The sequence below is a fragment of the Pseudomonas sp. MHK4 genome, assembly GCF_054600775.1.
The window spans coordinates 786,165-807,844 of the sequence record NZ_BAAIAK010000001.1 but is presented as its reverse complement, the minus strand read 5'-3'; the positions used below and the strand labels follow the sequence as shown (position 1 = coordinate 807,844).

The 21,680-nt window shown below is 62.2% G+C and carries 19 protein-coding genes; 8 read left to right on the top strand and 11 right to left on the bottom strand.

From position 1 onward, the window contains the following. Positions 1–2: 2 nt before the first annotated feature. Complete coding sequence (locus ACYP2Q_RS03460) at positions 3–1,922, top strand: hybrid sensor histidine kinase/response regulator (RefSeq protein ID WP_459729201.1); 1,920 nt, start codon at positions 3–5, stop codon at positions 1,920–1,922. Between the two features lie 159 nt (positions 1,923–2,081). On the opposite strand, the gene ACYP2Q_RS03455 is transcribed toward ACYP2Q_RS03460, so the two are convergent. The 5 genes from ACYP2Q_RS03455 to ACYP2Q_RS03435 form a co-directional block, all read right to left on the bottom strand. Next, the gene (locus ACYP2Q_RS03455; RefSeq protein WP_459729200.1) at positions 2,082–2,558 is read right to left on the bottom strand and encodes a hemerythrin domain-containing protein; all 477 of its coding nucleotides are present in this window, start codon (positions 2,556–2,558) and stop codon (positions 2,082–2,084) included. Positions 2,559–2,606: 48 nt separating this feature from the next. Then, positions 2,607–2,738 (bottom strand): hypothetical protein, encoded by a 132-nt coding sequence (locus tag ACYP2Q_RS03450; protein ID WP_459729199.1) that lies wholly within the window; start codon positions 2,736–2,738, stop codon positions 2,607–2,609. Between the two features lie 20 nt (positions 2,739–2,758). Further along, on the bottom strand, positions 2,759–4,111 hold the full coding sequence (locus ACYP2Q_RS03445; RefSeq protein WP_459729198.1) for a cation:proton antiporter: 1,353 nt from the start codon (positions 4,109–4,111) through the stop codon (positions 2,759–2,761). A gap of 10 nt (positions 4,112–4,121) precedes the next feature. Beyond that, a complete protein-coding gene (locus tag ACYP2Q_RS03440; protein WP_459729197.1) occupies positions 4,122–4,736 on the bottom strand; it encodes a Yip1 family protein in 615 nt (204 codons plus the stop codon). Between the two features lie 96 nt (positions 4,737–4,832). Next, positions 4,833–5,690, bottom strand: coding sequence for an SDR family oxidoreductase (locus ACYP2Q_RS03435; protein WP_459729196.1), 858 nt, complete (start codon positions 5,688–5,690; stop codon positions 4,833–4,835). 275 nt (positions 5,691–5,965) lie between these two features. Here ACYP2Q_RS03435 and ACYP2Q_RS03430 point away from each other — a divergent pair, with 275 nt between their 5' ends. The 6 genes from ACYP2Q_RS03430 to ACYP2Q_RS03405 all read left to right on the top strand — a co-directional run bounded on the left by ACYP2Q_RS03430 (position 5,966) and on the right by ACYP2Q_RS03405 (position 12,950). Further along, on the top strand, positions 5,966–6,982 hold the full coding sequence (locus ACYP2Q_RS03430) for an AraC family transcriptional regulator (RefSeq protein ID WP_459729195.1): 1,017 nt from the start codon (positions 5,966–5,968) through the stop codon (positions 6,980–6,982). Positions 6,983–7,242: 260 nt separating this feature from the next. Further along, complete coding sequence (locus ACYP2Q_RS03425) at positions 7,243–8,907, top strand: AMP-binding protein (protein WP_459729193.1); 1,665 nt, start codon at positions 7,243–7,245, stop codon at positions 8,905–8,907. A 16-nt stretch (positions 8,908–8,923) separates the two neighbouring features. Continuing rightward, positions 8,924–9,685, top strand: coding sequence for an SDR family NAD(P)-dependent oxidoreductase (locus ACYP2Q_RS03420; RefSeq protein ID WP_459729192.1), 762 nt, complete (start codon positions 8,924–8,926; stop codon positions 9,683–9,685). A 12-nt stretch (positions 9,686–9,697) separates the two neighbouring features. Further along, entirely contained in the window at positions 9,698–10,891 is a 1,194-nt protein-coding gene (locus ACYP2Q_RS03415; RefSeq protein WP_459729191.1) for an acetyl-CoA C-acyltransferase, read from the top strand. Positions 10,892–11,035: 144 nt separating this feature from the next. Then, positions 11,036–12,163 carry an acyl-CoA dehydrogenase gene (locus tag ACYP2Q_RS03410; RefSeq protein WP_459729190.1) on the top strand — a complete coding sequence of 376 codons (1,128 nt, stop codon included), beginning with the start codon at positions 11,036–11,038 and terminating at the stop codon, positions 12,161–12,163. Between the two features lie 13 nt (positions 12,164–12,176). Beyond that, positions 12,177–12,950, top strand: a complete 774-nt coding sequence (locus tag ACYP2Q_RS03405; protein ID WP_459729189.1) for an enoyl-CoA hydratase — start codon at positions 12,177–12,179, stop codon at positions 12,948–12,950. A gap of 123 nt (positions 12,951–13,073) precedes the next feature. Here ACYP2Q_RS03405 and ACYP2Q_RS03400 read toward each other — a convergent pair whose 3' ends face one another. The 4 genes from ACYP2Q_RS03400 to ACYP2Q_RS03385 form a co-directional block, all read right to left on the bottom strand. Then, entirely contained in the window at positions 13,074–14,225 is a 1,152-nt protein-coding gene (locus tag ACYP2Q_RS03400; protein ID WP_459729188.1) for an acyl-CoA dehydrogenase family protein, read from the bottom strand. A gap of 3 nt (positions 14,226–14,228) precedes the next feature. After that, positions 14,229–15,335, bottom strand: a complete 1,107-nt coding sequence (locus tag ACYP2Q_RS03395) for an enoyl-CoA hydratase/isomerase family protein (RefSeq protein WP_459729187.1) — start codon at positions 15,333–15,335, stop codon at positions 14,229–14,231. A gap of 232 nt (positions 15,336–15,567) precedes the next feature. Then, the gene (locus tag ACYP2Q_RS03390; protein WP_459729186.1) at positions 15,568–16,275 is read right to left on the bottom strand and encodes an HPP family protein; all 708 of its coding nucleotides are present in this window, start codon (positions 16,273–16,275) and stop codon (positions 15,568–15,570) included. 210 nt (positions 16,276–16,485) lie between these two features. Further along, a complete protein-coding gene (locus ACYP2Q_RS03385) occupies positions 16,486–17,865 on the bottom strand; it encodes a UDP-glucose dehydrogenase family protein (RefSeq protein ID WP_459729185.1) in 1,380 nt (459 codons plus the stop codon). 184 nt (positions 17,866–18,049) lie between these two features. On the opposite strand from ACYP2Q_RS03385, the gene ACYP2Q_RS03380 reads away from it, so the two are divergent. Next, on the top strand, positions 18,050–18,988 hold the full coding sequence (locus tag ACYP2Q_RS03380; RefSeq protein WP_459729184.1) for a site-specific integrase: 939 nt from the start codon (positions 18,050–18,052) through the stop codon (positions 18,986–18,988). 24 nt (positions 18,989–19,012) lie between these two features. Here ACYP2Q_RS03380 and ACYP2Q_RS03375 read toward each other — a convergent pair whose 3' ends face one another. Next, positions 19,013–20,083: an ABC transporter ATP-binding protein gene (locus ACYP2Q_RS03375; RefSeq protein ID WP_459729183.1), complete on the bottom strand. Its 1,071-nt coding sequence runs from the start codon at positions 20,081–20,083 to the stop codon at positions 19,013–19,015. Further along, on the bottom strand, positions 20,080–21,678 hold the full coding sequence (locus tag ACYP2Q_RS03370) for an ABC transporter permease (RefSeq protein WP_459729182.1): 1,599 nt from the start codon (positions 21,676–21,678) through the stop codon (positions 20,080–20,082). Before ACYP2Q_RS03370 ends, ACYP2Q_RS03375 begins: the two co-directional genes overlap by 4 nt. Positions 21,679–21,680 lie beyond the last annotated feature (2 nt).

Genomic DNA, 21,680 nt, shown 5'->3' with positions numbered 1-21,680 from the left:
CAATGAGTGAAGTTCGAACCCAGGCCGAGATCAACGAAGACAGGCGCCTGCGCCTGCTGATCGATGCAGTGGTTGACTATGCGATCTACATGATTGATCCCGATGGCATCATTACCAGCTGGAACGCAGGGGCCAGGCGTTTCAAGGGTTATGAGGAAGCGGAGATTCTCGGCCAGCATTTCTCGCGCTTCTACACCGATGAAGATCGTCGTGCCGGCTTGCCCCAGCGGGCGCTGGACACGGCGATGCGCGAGGGGCGTTTCGAAGGCGAAGGCTGGCGCGTGCGCAAGGACGGCACGCATTTCTGGTCCCATGTGGTGATCGATCCGATCTACGACCCGACGGGCACGCTCCTGGGGTACGCCAAGATCACCCGTGACCTCACCGACCGCAAGATGGCCGAAGAAACCCTCAAGCAAAGCGAACAACAGTTTCGGTTGCTGGTGCAAAGCGTTACCGACTACGCCATCTACATGCTTGCCCCGGATGGCCGTGTGACCAACTGGAACCTGGGGGCCCAGCGCATCAAGGGTTACTTGCCCGCAGAAGTCATTGGCCAGCATTTTTCCCTGTTCTACACCCCCGAAGACCAGGCTGCAGGCTTGCCAACTCGGGCCCTGGAGATTGCGACGCGCGAGGGACGCTTCGAGAACAAAGGCTGGCGGGTGCGCAAGGATGGCACGCGGTTCATGGCCCATGTCGTGGTCGACCCGATACGGGGGGACACCGGTACCTTGCTCGGCTTTGCCAAGATCACCCGTGACATCACCGAAGCGACCCAGGCCCAGCAGGCGCTTGAGCAAACCCGCGAAGCGCTGTTCCAGGCGCAGAAGATGCAAGCCATCGGCCAGCTCAGCGGCGGGATTGCCCACGACTTCAATAATCTGCTGACCGTGATTCTCGGCAACCTGGAAATAGTCCGTAAACGCCTGGCCAACGACCCGAAAATAGTCCGCTTGCTCGACAACGCCACCCAGGGTGCGCTGCGCGGCGTGTCCCTGACCCAACGCATGCTGGCCTTTGCCAGGAAACAGGAGCTCAAGTCCGAACCGGTGGATCTCGCGGATCTGGTGCAAGGGATTTCCGGGTTGCTGCGAAGCTCGCTCGGGCCTTCGGTGGCACTGGAAACCCGTTTCCCGACGCAGATCGAGCCGGTCATGGCCGACGTCAACCAGCTCGAACTGGCGATGCTGAACCTGGCCACCAACGCCCGCGATGCCATGCCCAATGGCGGCAAGATCGTCATCGGTACCCGCGCCGAAACGATCGCTGAGCCGTCCCGATCCGGCGTGGCGGCAGGACGTTATGTGTGCCTGAGTGTCACCGACACCGGCGAAGGGATGGATGAAGCGACACTGGCCTCGGCGATGGATCCATTTTTCACCACCAAAGGGCTTGGCAAGGGCACGGGGCTGGGGTTGTCGATGGTCCATGGCTTCATCGAGCAATTGGGTGGCCGATTTATTTTGAAGAGCCAGAAAGACCAGGGCACTACCGCAGAGCTGTGGTTGCCGGTGGCCTCGGCATACGCCGTGGCGGCGCCCATTGCCGACGAGCCAGCAGCGCCGCAAGTCCCAAGGCTGTGCATATTGGTGGTGGATGACGACAGCCTGGTGTTGACCAGCACCTGCCTGTTGCTTGAAGACCTTGGCCACCGCGTCATCACCGCGACGTCCGGCGCCCAGGGCCTGGAGCTGTTCGAGAAAAACCCGGCCATCGATCTGGTCATCACCGACATGGCCATGCCGCACATGAGCGGCGCGCAACTGGCGGATGCGATCCGCACGCTCAAAGCCGGTATGCCGATTATCCTGGCTACCGGTTATGCCGAGCGACTGGAGGGTTTTGCGTCCGGGTTGCCGCGATTGTCCAAGCCGTTTACCCAGCAGAATCTGGTGGAGATCATCGCGTCGGCGATGTAGATGGCGCGGCAGGAAAAAACGCTGTAGGAGCTGGCTTGCCAGCGATGGATATCAACGATGACGCGGGGAGCCTGAAACCCCGCGGTGCTCTCGGGTTTTTCGCGAGCAAGCTCGCTCCTACAGAGCCCGCGGGTGGTCAGTATGGATCGCATCCAACCATCAAGCAGCCATATGCGAAGCCGCCAGTTCCTTTTTCAGCCGCGCCTTCAGAGCCTCCATTTTTTCCCCGAGCTCGTCCAGAGCCGCTTTACCCAGCAGCTTTTTAGCCTGGGGAAACATCTCGGTCTCTTCCTCTTCAATGTGGTGTTCGAGCAACTCCTTGACGACTTTGACCCGACCGGCGAACTCCGGCGTGGACGGGTCGGTAACCTTCAGGTCCGGCAGCACCAGGGAATCCACGGTCCGGTGTTCTTCCTTGGCTTCGTAATACATGATGTCCTGTTCCTTGCCACCGGCTTCCTTGTAGGCCGGGTACAGGATGTCTTCTTCCAGACGGGTATGGATGGAGATTTCCATTTCCAGCTTTTCAAGGAGATCGGTACGCTTTTTCAGGCCGCGCTCGGTGGATTCGCTCAATTGGCTGAGGATGCCTTTTACGCGTTCATGGTCGGCTTTCAACAGGTCTATGGCATTCATGGTCAAGTCTCTCAAGTTGAGGTCAGCGCGAACGGTGTTTACCGCAGGTCACTCATCGTTAAAAAGCATTTGTCGTGCCGCTTTGGCTGCCTCGATAAAGCGCTTTAAAATCAATGGGATGTTTGCCCTAATGGCCAATTGCGGCCATGCAGCCTGCATGAGGCCGGGCTTTTGACTCATGCACTTCGCCACGGCAAGGATCAATCAAGCCGGTGCTGCTTTTGCCGTTCATAGTGAGCGAGGATCGGTTGGGTACTGATCCCGTGAAACAGAATGCTCAGCGCCACCACGCAGAGCGTGAGGTCGGTGCACAAGGTGGCCATCGATGGCGGGAGGTCGTGATTCAAGGCGTAGAACAAATAATAGAAACTGCCGATACCGCGAATCCCGAACCAACCGATCAACAGCCGTTGCTTGCCATCGAGCAGATTGCCCCAAGGCACCAACCCGACAATCAGCGGCCGAATCACGCAGAACAGCACCAGCGCAATCGCCAGCGCACGCCAGTCCCAATGACCTACCAGTACCACCCCGAGCAGCGTTACCAGAAATACCTCCATGGCCCGTTCGACCAGGCTACCGAAGGACAGCATGTCGCCGATCATGATCCCGGCCGCCACCTGCGCTTGCGCAAGGTTTGCCACATCGCCATGCACGGCGGCATCGGGCTCGACGTTCTGATGACCGACAACCGGCTGCACCAGATGCTCGGCCGGCACCTGTGAATGCCCCATCGACTTGACCTCGGCCCGGCGCAACCCCAGGGCCGCCGCGAACACCGACAGAAATCCGTAGCCGTGCACCGCTTCGGCGGCGACATACGCCAGGGCGATCAGGGCAAAGGTCAGGTAGTCGTTGGGCGACAGGGTGCTGTCGGCATTCCTGATGCGCATCGACAACGTCAGGCGTCCAATGACACGGCCCATGATGTAGCCGACCAGCAATCCGGCGGGCACCGCCCACACCAGGCGCTTGAGCGCCCAGTCATCGAGCCAGGCGGTGGAATCTGCGCCGCCTTGCTGGATTAACAGCAACCCCAGGATCACGAAGGGAAACGCAATGCCATCGTTGAGCCCGGCCTCGCCGGACAGGCCGAAGCGGACGGCGTCGTCGTCCTTGGCATCGTTGACCTGCACCAGCGAGGCCAGCACCGGGTCCGTGGGCGCCAGGATCGCGCCGATCAGTAACGACGGCCCCCACGCCAGGTCGAAGGCATAGCGCAGCATCAGGCTGACGCCGATGATGGTCAGGACCATCACCGGCCCCGCCAGCCCGAAAGCCACGCGCCACTTGCGGTCCCTGAGGGGCAGGCGCAGCTTGAGGCCACAGACGAACAACGAAAAGAGCACCGCGACTTCCGTCAGGTGCTCCATCCAGTCGGCGGCATCCTTGATGTCCAGCCTGAGCCAACCCAGCCCTGCCGGCCCGATGGCCACCCCGAGTGCCAGGCACACGGCCGAGGTGGTCACCGGCATCCAGCGCAGGTAGGACGAGGTCAGTGCCAGCGTCAGCAGCACGGCTCCCAGCACCGCGACCCAGGCAATGAAACTCATGGCCCGAGGGTCATTGACCGACAGTAGCGCGCAAGTATTCCGGCGTCAGAACGTTGAACCACAGCAGGATCATGCTCACCATAATGGTGACCAGAACCAGCAACCCGACGCCCCAGACGCAGGCGGCATTGAGCACGCCTTGCTCTTTGCGCTCGTGCATGAAGGTCGGCAGACCGACGAACAGCAGGAAGGTCGAGTAAGCCGCGGCGGCTGCCAGCACCAGGATCGCCAGCCAGCGACTGGGGTACAGGCCGGCAATGCCCGCCAGGAAAAACGGTGTGGCGGTGTAGGCGGCAAAACCGATGCACTGGTTAAGCGTTGGGCGTGCGTCGAAGGTGCGCGACATCCAGCGTATGAACCCCCCCATGATGGCGACGCCGGCGAGCGTACACAGGTACAGCAGGGCGCAAAGTTGCAGCGCGCTGCGGTGGCTGAGGTGGACCGTTTCGTTTTCCGCCAGGCTCCAGCCAACGTAAGTGGTGCCGATGTACAGGCAGATGGCCGGGATCAAGGCCAGCAGGATCAAATGGGCGAGGTAGTGGCGTGGATGCGCTTCCTCTTCCTTGCGAATATCCGTCCACGCAAAGTTCGGCTGAGTAAACAGTTTGACGATAGGTGCGGACATGACGACCTCCAGGTATCGGAAGGCCCGCCAGAGAGGGCCTATGAAGTGTTGAGCGCTGCGGGGTTCGCCAGGTTCCATTTTCCGGTGCCCCGCGCATCACAGGATCGGCTTGCCTCCGGTTACCCCAAAACGCTGGCCGGTGATGTAGCTGCCTTCATCCGAAGCCAGCAGCACATAGATCGGCGCCACTTCCACCGGTTGGCCCGGACGGCCGAGCGGGGTGTTGGCGCCGAAATTCTGTACCGTTTCCTCGGGCATGGTCGAGACGATCAACGGCGTCCAGATCGGTCCCGGCGCCACGCTGTTGACCCGGATATTCTTCGGCCCGAGCATTTGCGCCAGGCCGGCGGTGAAGTTGGCGATCGCGCCCTTGGTCGTGGCATAGGCCAGCAGGGTGGGGTTGGGCATGTCGGAGTTGACCGAACTGGTGTTGATGATCGAGCTGCCGGGCTGCATGTGCTTGAGTGCCGCCTGGCAGATCCTGAAGATGGCGGTGATGTTGACGTCGAAGGTCATCACCCATTCTTCGTCGGCAATGTCTTCGAGGTTTTCGTGGGTCATCTGGAACGCTGCGTTGTTGACCAGGATGTCGATGCGTCCGAAACGCTCGACCGTTTTCTCCACCAGTGCCCGGCAATGCACCTTGTGCGCCAGGTCACCTGGCAGCAACAGGCATTGACGGCCGGCCTGTTCAACCCAACGCGCAGTTTCCTGGGCATCTTCCTGCTCATCGAGGTAGGCCACGGCCACGTCCGCGCCTTCACGGGCGAAGGCGATGGCCACTGCGCGGCCGATGCCGCTGTCGCCCCCGGTGATCAGGGCGATCTTGCCGTTCAGGCGACCCGAACCCTTGTAGCTCTGCTCACCGCAATCTGGATACGGGTCCATTTTGCGCTGGGAGCCGGGGACCGGTTGGTGCTGTTTGGGGAAGGGTGGTTTGGGGTAGTCGTTCATCGTCGATCTCCGGTTTCAGGGTGGGGGAGTCAAAGGGTTGACCCTGGCCTTTTGTGCGGAGTTCGGTTGGATGATGACCTGATGGCGGTTGCGCCCGATCCACTGTGGGAGCCGGCTTGCCGGCGATGGAGGTCAACGATGACCCGGGGATCCTGACACCCCGCGGTGCTCTCAGGTTTTTCGCGAGCAGGCTCGCTCCTACAGGGTTCTGCGCCGCACGGGCGGCTGCGCTAATATGCCCATCACTCAAACAAGAATAAGGCTCCCTTCGCTCAATGTCGGAAAAAGACACCATTTCCATTCAGCTGGTACGTGAAGCGCTGTTGCAAAGTTGCGCCCCGGGCGCGGCCACCGATGAGGTGCTGGACAAGGTCGGCATTGATCCGGCGTTGCTCGGCAGCAGCGATGCCCGGGTTCCCGCCAGCGCTTACGCGCGCCTGTGGCGTTTGCTGGCTCGGCGGGGGGATGACGAGTTCTTTGGCATGGACCCGCGCAAACTCAAGTCCGGCAGCCTGGAGTTCCTCTGTCGCTGTGCCATGGTCCAGCCGAGCCTGGCGGCGGGGCTCAGCAGCGGTCTGGGCTTCCTGTCGTTGATGCTCGAGCGCATGCCCGCCGAGCTTGTGCATCAGCAAAGCCTGGCGGAAATCGTGTTGCTCGAAGACGACCATGAGCCGCGCCGGGCCTTCACTTATTTCACCTATTGGATGATCGTGCACGGCGTTGCCTGTTGGCTGGCCGGACGGCGAATTCCGATCCTGGCGATCGAGTTGCGTTGTGCCCAACCGGATTTCTGCGATGACTATCAGGTGATGTTCTCCGAGAACCTGCGCTTTGACCGACCGCGCACGCGGATGATCTTTTCCGCGGACTGCCTGGGTTTGCCGATCAAGCGCAGTGTCGAAGAGCTGCGGCGGTTCCTGGCCCATGCGCCGGCCAACATTCTGGTCAAGTACCGCGATCCGCAAAGCCTGGCCAGCCGGATCAAGCAGGATTTGCGGCAACTGCCCGCCGAGCACTGGCCGGAGACCGAAGCCCTGGCGCAACGCCTGTGCATGTCGGCCTCGACCCTGCGCCGTCGCCTGGCCGAGGAAGGCCAGACCTACCAAGGGCTCAAGGACAGCGTGCGCAAGGAACTGGCCATCGCCTGGCTGGCCGAACCGGCCATCAGCTTCGCCGAAATCGCCACCCGGCTGGGGTTTGCCGATGCGAGCTCGTTCTACAAGGCGTTTCGCAAATGGTCGGGGTCCAATCCCGGGCATTACCGCAGTTTGATTCTCAACGAAGCCAGTTGATCTGGATTTCTGGTCGTATGGGCGGGCCTCTTCGCCTGTAGGAGCGAGCTTGCTCGCGATGGTCGTGAACGATGACCCTGGGAGCCTGATGCCCCGCGGTGTTCTGGAGCCCATCGCGAGCAAGCTCGCTCCTACAGCCTTGGCCAAACCAGTCAGACAACTTGATAACTTTGACCATTGCCCCACACCCCGTGCAGAGCGAGTATTTCCCTGTTGGTTACGGTTCCCCCCCTAACAAAAAATACAGAGGGATTCTGGCAATGCGCGATTACTTGTCTGCCGTTTCACAGTTCAACTATCAGCACACCGTCGATGCCGCACTCGCCGGCAATCTGACCGCCCTCAACGCCTGCATCGAATGTTGCGACCGGCATGCTATGCCTGGGCGTATCGCGCTGTTCTGGGAAGGCCGTGATGGCTCCAGCGCGACCTACACCTTCAACGAGCTGCAGGACAAGGCCGCGCGCTTTGCCAACTTCCTGTTGGCCCAGGGCGTGAAGAAAGGCGACAAGGTCGCCGGTCTCCTGCCACGCAACATCGAATTGCTGATCACCGTGTTCGCAACCTGGCGCATTGGCGCGGTCTATCAACCCTTGTTTACCGCCTTCGGCCCCAAGGCCATCGAGCATCGCCTGGGCAGTTCCGGGGCCAAAGTGGTGGTCACCGACGCGGTCAATCGCGCAAAACTCGCGGAAGTCGCCGATTGCCCGACCATCGTCACCGTCGCCGGCCCCAAGGGCCAGGGCATTGTCCGTGGCGACTACAGCTTCTGGGCCGAACTGGCCAACCACTCCAATGTCTGCGAACCCGTGCTGCTGACCGGCGAAGACCCTTTCCTGCTGATGTTCACCTCGGGCACCACCGGCCCTTCGAAAGCACTGTCGGTGCCGCTCAAGGCCATCGTCGCCTTCCAGAGCTATACCCGCGACGCGGTGGACCTGCGCCCCGAAGACGCCTTCTGGAACGTGGCCGATCCGGGCTGGGCCTACGGCATCTATTTCGGCGTCACCGGCCCCATGTCCATGGGCCACCCGATTACCTTCTACGATGGCCCGTTTACCCTGGAGAGCACCTGCCGGGTGATCAACAAGTACGGGATCACCAATCTCACCGGCTCACCGACCGCGTACCGCCTGTTGATCGCTGGTGGCGACGAATTCGCCCGGTCGATCAAAGGCAAGCTGCGCATCGTCAGCAGCGCCGGCGAGCCGCTGAACCCGGAAGTGATCCGCTGGTTCGCCGATAACCTGGACGTGGTCATCCATGACCACTATGGCCAGACCGAGCTGGGCATGGTGCTGTGCAACCACCACGGCCTTGCGCACTCGATTCACATGGGCGCCGCCGGTTTTGCCTCGCCGGGCCACCGCATCGTGGTGCTGGACGACGACAACCAGGAACTGGGCGTCGGCCAACCGGGTATCCTGGCCATCGACCGCACCCAGTCGCCGATGTGCTGGTTCGCCGGCTACGAAGGCGCACCGACCAAGGCTTTCGTCGGCAATTACTACCTGAGCGGCGACACGGTGGAGTGGAACCCGGACGGCAGCATCAGCTTCGTGGGCCGTAGCGACGATGTGATCACTACCTCCGGCTACCGCGTCGGCCCGTTCGATGTGGAAAGCGCCTTGATCGAGCACCCGGCGGTGGTGGAAGCGGCAGTGGTCGGCAAACCGGATCCGGAACGTACCGAGCTGGTCAAGGCCTTCGTCGTGCTCAGCGCGCAATACCGTGCCGCGCCAGAGTTGGCCGAAGAGCTGCGCCAACACGTGCGCAAGCGCCTGGCGGCGCACTCCTATCCCCGGGAAATCGAATTCGTCAGCGAGTTGCCGAAAACCCCTAGCGGCAAATTGCAGCGCTTTATCTTGCGCAACCAGGAAATCGCCAAGGCTCAAGAGGCCGCGGCGAAGAACCTTTCAGCTTGAATCCAAGGACACAATGATGCAGATCGAAAACAAGGTTTTTCTCGTCACCGGCGGTGCTTCTGGCCTCGGCGCGGCCACCGCTGAAATGCTGGTCGCAGCCGGCGCCAAAGTCATGCTGGTGGACATGAATGCCGAAGCGGTGGCGGCCCAGGCCCAGCGCCTGGGCGCGCAAAGCGTTGTCGCCGATATCAACAACGAAGCGGCAGCAGAAGCGGCGGTGCAGGCGACGGTCCAGGCCTTCGGCGGCCTCAATGGCCTGGTCAACTGCGCCGGCATCGTGCGCGGCGAAAAGATCCTCGGCAAGAACGGTCCGCACGCGCTGGGAAGTTTCAGCCAGGTAATCAACGTCAACCTGATCGGCAGCTTCAACATGCTGCGCCTGGCGTCGGCGGCGATCGCCGAAACCGAAGCGGACGCCGATGGCGAGCGCGGCGTGATCATCAACACCGCATCCGCGGCGGCCTATGATGGCCAGATCGGCCAGGCGGCCTACGCCGCGTCCAAAGGCGCCATCGTCAGCCTGACCTTGCCGGCCGCCCGTGAATTGGCGCGCTTCGGCATCCGCGTGATGACCATCGCCCCGGGTATTTTCGAAACGCCGATGATGGCCGGCATGACCCAGGAAGTCCGCGACTCCCTGGCCGCTGGCGTGCCGTTTCCGCCGCGCCTGGGCAAACCTGCCGAGTATGCCCAGCTGGTAAGGCATATCATTGAAAACAGCATGCTCAATGGCGAGGTGATCCGTCTCGACGGTGCCTTGCGCATGGCGGCCAAATAAGGAGGATTTGTCATGACCATCATCAACGATCCGATTGTTATCGTCAGCGCCGTTCGCACCCCGATGGGCGGATTCCAGGGCGAACTGAAAAGCCTCACCGCGCCACAACTGGGTGCCGCCGCGATCAAGGCCGCGGTGGAGCGTGCCGGCGTTGCCAGCGATGCCGTCGACGAAGTGTTGTTTGGCTGCGTACTGCCTGCCGGCCAGGGTCAGGCCCCTGCGCGTCAGGCAGCGTTGGGCGCGGGGCTGGATAAATCGACCCGTTGCACCACCCTCAACAAGATGTGCGGCTCGGGCATGGAAGCGGCCATCCTGGCCCATGACATGCTGATTGCCGGCAGCGCCGAGGTCGTCGTCGCCGGTGGGATGGAAAGCATGTCCAACGCGCCATACTTGCTGGACCGCGCCCGTAGCGGCTACCGCATGGGCCACGGCCGGGTGCTGGATTCGATGTTCCTCGACGGCCTGGAAGACGCCTACGACAAGGGCCGCCTGATGGGCACTTTCGCCGAAGACTGCGCCGAAACCAACGGCTTCAGTCGTGAGGCCCAGGATGCTTTCGCGGTGGCTTCGACCACCCGCGCCCAGCAGGCCATCAAGGACGGCAGCTTCAAGGACGAGATCGTGCCGTTGACCGTTACCGTCGGCAAAGAGCAGGTGACGATCAGCCATGACGAGCAGCCACCGAAAGCCCGCCTGGACAAGATTGCCTCGCTGAAACCGGCGTTCCGCGATGGTGGCACCGTGACGGCGGCCAACTCCAGTTCCATCTCCGACGGTGCGGCGGCGCTGGTGCTGATGCGCCGTTCCGAAGCCGACAAGCGTGGCCTCAAGCCGCTGGCGGTGATCCATGGTCACGCGGCCTTCGCCGATACCCCAAGCCTGTTCCCGGTGGCACCGGTGGGTGCGATCGAGAAGCTGATGAAGAAAACCGGCTGGTCACTGAATGACGTCGACCTGGTGGAAGTCAACGAAGCCTTCGCCGTGGTCAGCCTGGTGACCATGACCAAGCTGGAAATCCCTCACGAGAAACTCAACGTGCACGGCGGCGCGTGTGCCCTCGGCCACCCGATCGGCGCGTCCGGCGCGCGGATCCTTGTGACTTTGCTCTCGGCCCTGCGCCAGAAGGGCCTCAAGCGTGGCGTAGCAGCGATCTGCATCGGCGGCGGCGAAGCCACGGCCATGGCCGTGGAATGCCTCTACTAAAGCCCGCACAATCCCTGTAGGAGCGAGCTTGCTCGCGATGGACGTTAACGATAACGAGGGCTGCCTGGATCAATGCGGTGCCCTGACGTTCTTCGCGAGCAAGCTCGCTCCTACAAGGGGCAATATCAAATTTAAGGAATGGTCATGATCCCCAATGACGAACAACAGCAGATACGCGACGCGGCCCGGGACTTTGCCCAGGAACGCCTCAAACCCTTCGCCGCCGAGTGGGACCGTGAACACCGCTTCCCCAAGGAAGCCATCGCCGAGATGGGCGAGCTGGGCTTCTTCGGCATGCTGGTGCCGGAGCAGTGGGGCGGTTGTGAGACCGGTTACCTGGCCTACGCCATGGCCCTGGAAGAAATAGCTGCTGGCGATGGTGCCTGCTCGACCATCATGAGCGTGCATAACTCGGTGGGCTGCGTACCCATCCTCAATTACGGCAATGACGACCAGAAAGAGCGCTTCCTCAAGCCCCTGGCCAGCGGCGCCATGCTCGGCGCTTTCGCCTTGACCGAACCCCAGGCCGGTTCCGATGCCAGCGGCTTGAAAACCCGGGCCCGTTTGGACGGCGATCACTACGTGCTCAACGGCTGCAAACAGTTCATCACCTCGGGGCAGAACGCCGGGATCGTGATCGTGTTCGCCGTGACCGACCCGACTGCCGGCAAGCGCGGCATCACGGCGTTCATCGTGCCCACCGACTCGCCGGGCTACAAAGTGGCCCGGGTTGAAGACAAGCTCGGTCAGCATGCGTCCGATACCTGCCAGATCCTGTTTGAAGACGTAAAAGTCCCGGTGGCGAACCGTTTGGGAGAGGAGGGCGAAGGCTACAAAATCGCCCTGGCCAACCTCGAAGGCGGACGTGTCGGCATTGCCTCGCAATCGGTGGGCATGGCCCGCGCCGCGTTCGAAGCGGCCCGCGACTATGCCCGTGAGCGCGAGAGCTTCGGCAAGCCGATCATCGAGCACCAGGCCGTGGCCTTCCGCCTGGCGGACATGGCGACCCAGATCGCCGTGGCACGGCAAATGGTGCATTACGCGGCGGCGCTGCGCGACAGCGGCAAGCCGGCGTTGGTGGAAGCGTCGATGGCCAAGCTGTTCGCGTCCGAAATGGCCGAGAAGGTATGCTCCTCGGCGCTGCAAACCCTTGGCGGCTACGGTTACCTGAACGACTTCCCGCTGGAGCGGATCTACCGCGACGTGCGGGTCTGCCAGATCTACGAAGGCACCAGCGATATTCAACGCATGGTCATTTCACGCAATCTTTGAAAGGAACCCACTTGTGAGCTACGAAACGATTTTGCTGGAAACCCATGGCCGAGTCGGCCTGATTACCCTTAACCGCCCACAGGCGCTGAACGCGTTGAACGCGCAGATCGTCAGCGAGCTGAACCAGGCCCTCGACAGCTTCGAGGCGGACTCGAACATCGGCTGCATCGTCCTGACTGGTTCGAAAAAGGCCTTTGCCGCCGGTGCCGACATCAAGGAAATGGCCGAGCTGACCTATCCGCAGATCTATATCGACGACCTGTTCAGCGACAGCGACCGCGTGGCCAACCGCCGCAAGCCGATCATCGCCGCCGTCAACGGTTTCGCCTTGGGCGGCGGCTGTGAGCTGGCGCTGATGTGCGATTTCATCCTGGCCGGCGACAACGCCAGATTCGGCCAGCCGGAAATCAACCTCGGCGTGTTGCCGGGCATGGGCGGCACCCAGCGCCTGACCCGGGCCGTGGGCAAGGCCAAGGCCATGGAAATGTGCCTGAGCGGTCGTCTGATCGATGCCGTGGAAGCGGAACGTTGCGGCATCGTGGCGCGCATCGTGCCGAGCGATGAGCTGCTGGACGAAGCGCTGAAGGTCGCGACCCTGATCGCCAGCAAGTCCCTGCCGATTGCGATGATGGTCAAGGAAAGCGTCAATCGTGCCTTTGAAGTGAGCCTGTCGGAAGGCGTGCGCTTTGAGCGTCGGGTGTTCCATGCAGCGTTTGCGACGCAGGATCAGAAGGAAGGGATGGCGGCGTTCATTGCCAAGCGTGAGGCGCAGTTCCAGGGCAAGTGATGTAGCGATCTGGCGGGCATCATCGCTGGCAAGCCAGCTCCTACAGGGTTATCGGTCGGTTACAAAAATTGTGTATACCCAGGAACCTGTAGGAGCTGGCTTGCCAGCGATGCTTTCAAGGCTTTACACCAGATAGTTCTTCAGTTCGCGGGCAATCACCATCCGCTGAATCTCGCTCGACCCTTCATAGATCTGCGTGATCCGCGCATCCCGGTAATACTTCTCGACCGGGTAATCCTCCAGATACCCATACCCACCATGAATCTGAATCGCTGAGGAGCAGACTTTCTCGGCCATTTCCGAAGCAAACAGCTTGGCCTGCGAGGCCTCCGACAGACACGGCTTGCCCGCCGTACGCAGGCGTGCCGCGTGCAGGATCATCAGCCGTGCCGCGTTTATTTGCATGTGCATGTCGGCCAGCAGGTTGGCGATGCTCTGGTGTTCATTGATGGTTTTGCCAAACTGCACGCGATCGCGGGAGTAGGCGAGTGCCGCTTCGAACGCCGCACGAGCAATGCCCAGCGCCTGGGCGGCGATGCCGATGCGGCCGCCTTCGAGATTGGACAAGGCAATGGCCAGGCCTTTTCCGCGCTCGCCGAGCAGATTGGCCTCGGGGATGGTGCAGGTGTTCAAGGTAACCGCACAGGTATCGGAGGCGCGGATGCCCATTTTGTGTTCGGTGCGGTCGACGATGAAGCCAGGGGTATCCGTTGGCACCAGAAACGCCGAAATACCGCGCTTGCCCAGGTCCGGGTCGGTCACGGCAAACACGATCGCCAGCTTGGCGCGTTTGCCGTTGCTGACAAACTGCTTGGCGCCGTTGATCACCCATTGGCCGTCGCGCAATTCGGCGCGGGTGCGCAGGTTGTGCGCCTCGGAACCGGCTTGTGGTTCGGTCAGGCAGAAGCAACCAATGGCCTGGCCGCTGGCCAGGTCCGCCAGCCAGGTTTGTTTCTGTTCTTCGCTGCCGTAGTTGAGCACCGGCCCACAGCCCACCGAGTTGTGGATGCTCATGAACGCGCCAGTGGCGCCGTCGCCGGCCGAGATCTCTTCCACCGCCAGGGCATAGGCGACGTAGTCGACATAAGTGCCGCCCCATTCCTCGGGTACCACCATGCCCAGCAAGCCCAACTCACCCATCTTCGCCACCAGGGCGTCGTCGATCCAGCCGGCTTTTTCCCAGGCCTGGGCGTGGGGTGCGATTTCGCCACGGGCAAAGTCCCGGGCCATGTCGCGGATCATGACTTGTTCTTCGGTCAATTCGAGATCGTGCATGGTTCAGCTCCCGCTCTCATCGAAACCGTTGAAGAAGCTCGCCACGTGTTCGGCGTCCAACGCCTGCAGGGTTGGCGGGTTCCAGCGCGGGTTCTTGTCTTTGTCGATCAGCAAGGCGCGCACGCCTTCCATCAGGTCGCCGCGCTCGAACCACTGGCGGTCCAGGTGCAGCTCAAGGGCGAAGCACTGTTCAAGGCTCAGGTTCCGACCGCGCCGGAGCATTTCCAGGGTCACGCCCATGGCCAGGGGCGAGCGGGTCTGCAGCAGGTCGGCGGTGCTTAACGCCCACTCATGGCTGTCGGCGACCGTGACCTCGCGCAGTTGCTCCACAATACTCGGCACATCGGCCAAGGCGAAGAAGTGGTCGATAGCCGGGCGCAAGGCCGCCAATGGCGCATCGGGCAACTGTTGCACGGCGAGTTTCGCCAGCAGGCCCTGAAGGTCCTTCAGGGGTGTGTCATGCCATTGCAGTTGATCGAGTTTTTCATCCAGCGTGGCCAGCTTGCCGCTGTCCAGGTACCAGTCGGCCAGCCCGCAGTACAGCGCATCGGCCGCGCGGATCTGCACGCCGCTCACGCCCAGGTAAATCCCCAGTTCACCGGGGATGCGCGGCAGGAAGTAGCTGCCGCCCACATCCGGGAAATAACCGATGCCGACTTCAGGCATCGCCAGGCGGCTTTTCTCGGTGACCACCCGCAGGTCGGCGCCTTGCACCAGGCCCATGCCGCCACCCAGGACAAAACCGTCCATCAAGGCCAGCACCGGTTTGCGGTAATGATGAATCGCCAGGTCGAGGGCGTACTCTTCGACGAAGAAATCTTCGTGCAGCGTATCGCCGCCCTTGAAGCTGTCGTACAGCGAGCGAATGTCGCCACCGGCACAGAAGGCTTTTTCGCCGGCACCGCGCAGCACCACCGCATGCACCTGGTCATCCTGGGCCCAGGCATCGAGCTGACGCTGCAGGTCGCGGACCATCTCGAGGGTGATGGCGTTAAGCCCGGCGGGGCGGTTGAGGGTCAGGTGACCGATGTGGTTGCGAACCTCGGCCAGCACTTCGTTTTGCGTGGCATCCATGGACGAAGTCGCCTTCGACAAAACCTGAGCAGTCATCACTAACTCCCTGCTTTTATTGTTCTTTATAAAGAAGCTCGCGCGCGAGCGATGCTGGATCGTACCAGTGCAAATTTGCCTTGTACAACCGGGATATGTGCAGGTGCTGTCTGCATTTTTGTTGTAGGAGCGAGCTTGCTCGCGAAGGTCGTGAACGATTACGCGTAAACCATTGGTGCAGCGGTGCCCTGATGTTTTTCGCGAGCAAGCTCGCTCCTACAGGTAAGGCGATTCAGGCGCTACGGCTCAACACCTCGCCAATACTGCGCCGCCTGGCGTGGAACTCACTGGCATGGATTAGTTGTTCAAGGTCTTCCGGGGTAACGTCAAAAAAAGCCTCCATGTCCGCCAGGGCCAGTTTCAGATCCTGGGCAGTGATCGCCTGCGACTCCACCGGCGGGTGGTCCGCCGGAACCACCGCCACCGGCTCGCTGGCACGCTTGGGATAACGAATACGCGTCAGGTTGTTGTAGGCCAGCGCGCTGAGCAGCATGGTCGACGCGGCCAGCATCACCGGGCCCAGGGCTTTCCAGTCCATGGCGATGGTCGCCGGGTCCGCCAGGACCAGCAGCAATGCCAGCGCCCCGGCCGGTGGATGCAGGCAGCGCAGCCAGCACATCAGGATCAGCGCCATGCCCGCCGCCAGGCAGGCGCTGCCCAGGGTCCGGCCGAGTACGTGGGCCACCAGTAGCGCGACCACCGCGGCGCTCAAATAGCCGCCGAGTATCGACCAGGGTTGCGCGAGCGCGCCGGATGACACCGCAAACAGCAACACCGCCGAGGCGCCCAGCGGCCCGACCAGGTGCTGCGCCACGGGCATGCCGAATACCTGGGCGCACAGCCAGACGCTGAACATCGTCCCCAGCGCCATTCCGATGGCGGCACGACTCCATTCCGAAGGGCGGGTGTTGACAGCGGCGGGCAACCAGCGAGCAAGCATGATGAACGTCGTTCCTTTGAAAACCTGAGGAAAAAAAAAGGCTTGTCTGGGAAACCCAGAAAGCCCTTGAAGGTGTTCCAACTATTGGGGGAGGAACGATGACAGTGTGCCGTTCATTGCCGATGCTGACAAATTCATATTAATGAAGCTTCAGTTCATTATTTCTGATGTATCGCCACGCCCCGACATCCAGCGCTTCCTCCTGGGGGATTAGGCGACTACTTGTGCGGCTGGCCATTGCTGGTACGGAATCGGCAACGTGCGCGAGTCGCCGCGGCCCATCGGGAAGTACTGGAAGCCATTGCGCGCCAGGCGCTCGGCATCGTAGAGGTTGCGACCGTCGAAGATCACCGGTGCCTTGAGACGCTGGCGGATCAGCTCGAAATCCGGTGCCTTGAATTGTTGCCACTCGGTGCAGATGATCAACGCGTGCGCACCGTTGAGCACCGATTCCGGCGTGCCCATGAGCATCAACCGGCTTTCATCGGGGTACAGCTGCTGGGTCTGCTGCATGGCTTCGGGGTCGAAGGCCCGCACGTTGGCACCGGCGGCCCATAGCGATTCGAGCAACATGCGGCTCGGTGCGTCACGCATGTCGTCGGTGTTGGGCTTGAATGCCAGGCCCCAGACGGCGAAGGTCTTGCCCCGCAACTCGCCTTTGTAGAATGCCTTGAGGCGCTCGAACAACTTGTGTTTCTGCCGCTGGTTGATGGCTTCCACCGCTTGCAGCAAGTCGCTGGAGCAATGGGCCTGTTCGGCGCTGTGGATCAGGGCACGCATGTCCTTGGGGAAGCAGGAACCGCCATAACCGCAGCCGGGGTAGATGAAGTGGTAGCCGATGCGCGAGTCGGCACCGATGCCCAGGCGCACCGACTCAATGTCGGCCCCCAGGTGCTCGGCCAGTTCGGCAATCTGGTTGATGAAGCTGATCTTGGTCGCCAGCATGCAGTTGGCGGCGTATTTGGTCAGCTCGGCGCTGCGCAGGTCCATGAACATGATGCGTTCATGGTTGCGGTTGAACGGCGCGTACAGGTCACGCATCACATCGCGCACTTCCTCGCGTTCACAGCCCACGACGATACGGTCCGGACGCCGGCAATCGGCCACGGCCGAGCCTTCCTTGAGAAACTCGGGATTGGACACGATATCGAACTGCAACAGGCGCCCGACCTTGATCAGGCACTTGTCGATATGCGCGCGCAGGGCATCGCCGGTGCCCACCGGCACCGTGGACTTCTCTACCAGGATCAGCGGTTGTTCACGGTGCCGTGCGACCGCTTCACCCACTGCCATCACCTGGCTCAGGTCGGCCGAACCATCGTCCCGGGACGGCGTACCGACCGCGATGAACAACACCTGGCCATGTTGCACCGCGAGCTTCTCATCGCTGGTGAACTGCAACCGATGGGCGTCCAGGCCTTCGCGTACCAGGCTGGCCAGCCCCGGTTCGAAAATGCTTACATGGCCCTGTTGCAGCCACTCGACCTTTTTCTCGTCGACGTCCATGCAGACCACGTCGTGGCCGACTTCTGCCAATACCGCCGCTTGTACCAGTCCCACATAGCCGCTACCGAACACACTGATTCTCATGGTTTGCTCCTGCCCCGATCGAGTCCGCTCAAGGTTTAGCAGCGCCATGTTTCAATTCGTCTATCGTGGCTACAGCGGCCTTTGTCGGCACAACATTGACTTTCCCGGCCACGACCGGCAGCGTAGCGGCCATTCCTGTCGCCATGGCGTTTCTGTATCCTCTTTTTATCCAAGGCCGTTTCGTTTGACTGACTTACCCGCAACTGATCCAAGTGCCCTCAGACCCAATCCGCTGACCCTGTATCTCGCACGACTGGCGCCCTCCAGCCAACTGACCATGCGTTATGTCCTGCAGGACGCCGCCGACCGCCTGGGCTTCGAAGAAATGAATGTAGAGGAGATTGCCTGGCACAACCTGCAGCCCGAAGATGTCATCGCCCTGGTCGCCGCCTTGCGCGCCGACGGTTATGCGCCCAACACGTCGTCCTTGTACGTCAATGCGGTGCGCGGGGTGATGAATGAAGCATGGCGCATGAGCCTGATCAGCCAGGAACACTTGTTGAAAATGCGCTCGGTCAAGGGCATCGCCGGTACCCGCCTGTCCCAGGGCCGTAACCTGCGGCGCTCATTGATCCAGGAACTGATGGAGGTTTGCGCCGCCGATCCCAGGCCACAAGGCCGGCGGGACGCCGCCGTCATCGCGATCCTGTACGGTTCGGGCATGCGCAAATCGGAGTCGGTGAACCTCGACCTCAATCAGCTCGACTTCAACGAGCGCAGCCTGCGCGTCACGGCCAAGGGCAACAAGCAGTTGATCAAGTACGCCCCGGCCTGGGCGTTCGCCAAGCTCGATGCCTGGCTGGAACTGCGCCGCTCGATGCTCAAGGAAGGCGAAGAGGATGACCCGTTCCTGTTCAACCGTATCCGCCGTGGCAGTCATATCACCCGCGAGCGCATCACCAAACACGCGATCTATTACATCGCCCGGCAGCGGGGCGCACAGGTGGGGGTGAAAATCATGCCGCATGATTTTCGCCGCTCGTTCATCACTCGGGTGATCGAAGAACACGACCTGTCCATCGCGCAGAAACTGGCGCACCACAGCAACATCCAGACCACCGCCAACTACGATGTGCGCGACGACAACGAGCGGCGTCGCGCGGTGGATCGCTTCGACCTTTGAAGGCCATGCTCCAAGGTTCAGGGATCAAGGCTCGCTCAGCACGTGCGCGTGGCCGATGGTCGAGACCTGGACGGCGCTGCCGGCAGGCGGCGCATACATGCCGGAGCTGCGTACCAGCAATGATCGGCCGATGGGCTGATCGGGGGCGCGCGAATGCAACTCCACGGTCAAGGTGCAGGTGTTGCCGCTGAAGTCCCGGTCGACCACTTTGGCCCGGCAGCCCGTGACCTCCGTGGCGTTGGGCAGGACGCTGGTCAGTTGCAATTGTTCGGGTCGCAGCATGATCTGCGCCGAGTGGTTGTTGCGGTGATTGTTGACCGGTATCCGGCCCAGGTCGCAATGGGCCCAGCCAGCTTCGATCCGGGCCGGCATGACCACGGCATCGCCGAGAAACAGCGCGGTCTGTTCATCTTCGGGGTAGCGATAGAGGTCCAGCGGATGGCCAGACTGCACCAGCCGCCCATGGCGCATCACCGCCAGTTGATCGGCGAAGGACAAGGCTTCGCTCTGATCATGGGTGACCAGGATGGTGGTGACCCCCGCGTCTTCCAGCAGGCGCGCGACCATCTTGCGCATGACCGCGCGCAAACCGGTGTCGAGTGCCGAAAACGGCTCGTCCAGCAACATCAACCGTGGCTGCTGCGCCAGCGCCCGCGCCAACGCCACGCGCTGCTGCTGGCCGCCGGACAGCTCGTGGGGCCAGCGCCCGGCCATGTTCGAATCCAGGGCCACACTGTCCATCAATTGCGCGACACGCTCATGCTTGACGCGGCCTTTGGTCGACAGGCCGAAGCCGATGTTGTCGGCCACCGTCATGTGCGGGAACAAGGCGCCGTCCTGGGGGACGTAGCCAATCAGGCGTTGGTGCGCCGGTACTTCGTGGGTGCTGTCGACCAGGGTTTGCCCATTGAGCGACAGGCGGCCGGAGTCAGGGAACTCGAAGCCGGCGATCATGCGCAGCAAGGTGGTCTTGCCTGAACCCGAGGGGCCGACAATGACCGTACGGCTGCCGCTGGGTACCGACAGGCTGACGTTGTCCAGGGCTCGCTGGGAACCGTAGGCTTTGTTCAGTGAATGCAGTTCAAGAGTATTCATCGGCCAGCCGTTTTTTTCGATTGGTGATACAGGAGCCCGGTCAACGGCAGCGACAACAGGATCATCAGCAGGGCATAGGGCGCCGCCGCGACATAGTCGATTTCGCTGGTCATGGCCCAGAACCCGGTCGCCAGGGTCCGCGTGCCATTGGGCGCGAGCAACAGGGTGGCGGTCAGTTCATTGGTGATCGCCAGGAACACCAGCGCAGCACCGGCAGCCGCACCCGGAGCGGCCAGGCGCAAGGTGATCAGCCACAGCGCGCGGGCAGGGGAGCGGCCCAGGCTGCGGGCCATGTTTTCCAGCTCCACGGGCGCCTGGGCGATGCCGGCGCGCAAGCTCACCAGGGCCCGGGGCAAGAACATCAGCAGGTACGCCAGCAGCACGGTGACGGTGGTCTGGTAGATCGGCCGGGCAAAATGAATGGTCACGGTCACCAGGGCCAGCGCCACGACGATGCCCGGCAACGAACTGGTGATGTAGTTGCAGCTCTCCAGTAGCCGTTGCAGGCGCCCGGGATGGCGGATCGACAACCACGCAATCGGAATGGCGGCGCAGGTGGTCAGCGCTGCACCGGCCACGCCCAGCATCAGCGTCTGTTGCAGCGCCGGCAGCAGCTCGCCCAGGTCCCAGGCCTGCACACCGCCGGCGATCAGCCAACTGCCCAGGGTGATCAGGGGCACACCCAGCGTCAGGGCACAGGTGGCGCTTTGCAACGCCAGTGCGAGCACCCTGGCCGGGGTTTTCAGGCAGACGATCCGTTGCTCGCGGGCACTTCCCGAGCCCACACGGGCGTAGCGCGCATGACCCCGTGCGGCGGATTCCACAGTCAGCATCACCAGGCAACACAGGGCGAGCACGCTGGCCAGCATGTGGGCGGCAGGACCGTTGAAGGTGGATTTGAACTGATCGAAGATCGCGGTGGTGAAGGTATCGAAGCGGATCATTGCGTACAGGCCATACTCGGCCAGAAGATGCAGGCCGACCAGCAGCGCACCGCCGCAAATGGCCAGGCGCAACTGCGGCAGCACCACGCGAAAAAAAACCGCCCACGGCTTGAGCCCAAGCGATTCGGCGACATCTTCAATGGCCGGGTCGAGGCGTCGCAAGGTCGCGGCAATCGGCAGGTACAGGAACGGGAAGTAGGCAATCACCGACACCAGCACCCCGGCGAACAAGCCGTGAATCGGCGGCACCAGGCTGACCCAGGCATAACTGTGGACGAAGGCCGGCACCGCCAGGGGCGCTGTGGCCAGCAATGACCACCAACGCCGCCCCGGCAAATCCGTGCGCTCGGTCAGCCAGGCCAGCGTCACACCCAGCGCCACACAGAGGGGAATCGTCAGCACCACCAGCAACACGGTGTTGATCAACAATTCACCCACCCGTGGCCGGAACACCAGGGTCACCACCGTGGACCAGCCGGTCTGCAAGGACACGCCGATGACGTAGGCAATCGGCAGCAGTGCCAGCAACGACACCAGCACCGACAAACCGACCACCCGCGCGCCACCGCGGCTCGCGAACACGCCGCGCGATCGTCTACGCAAATTGGCGGGTAGCGCTTGGGCGGTACCCGCGGGCAGGATTTCAGGCATCA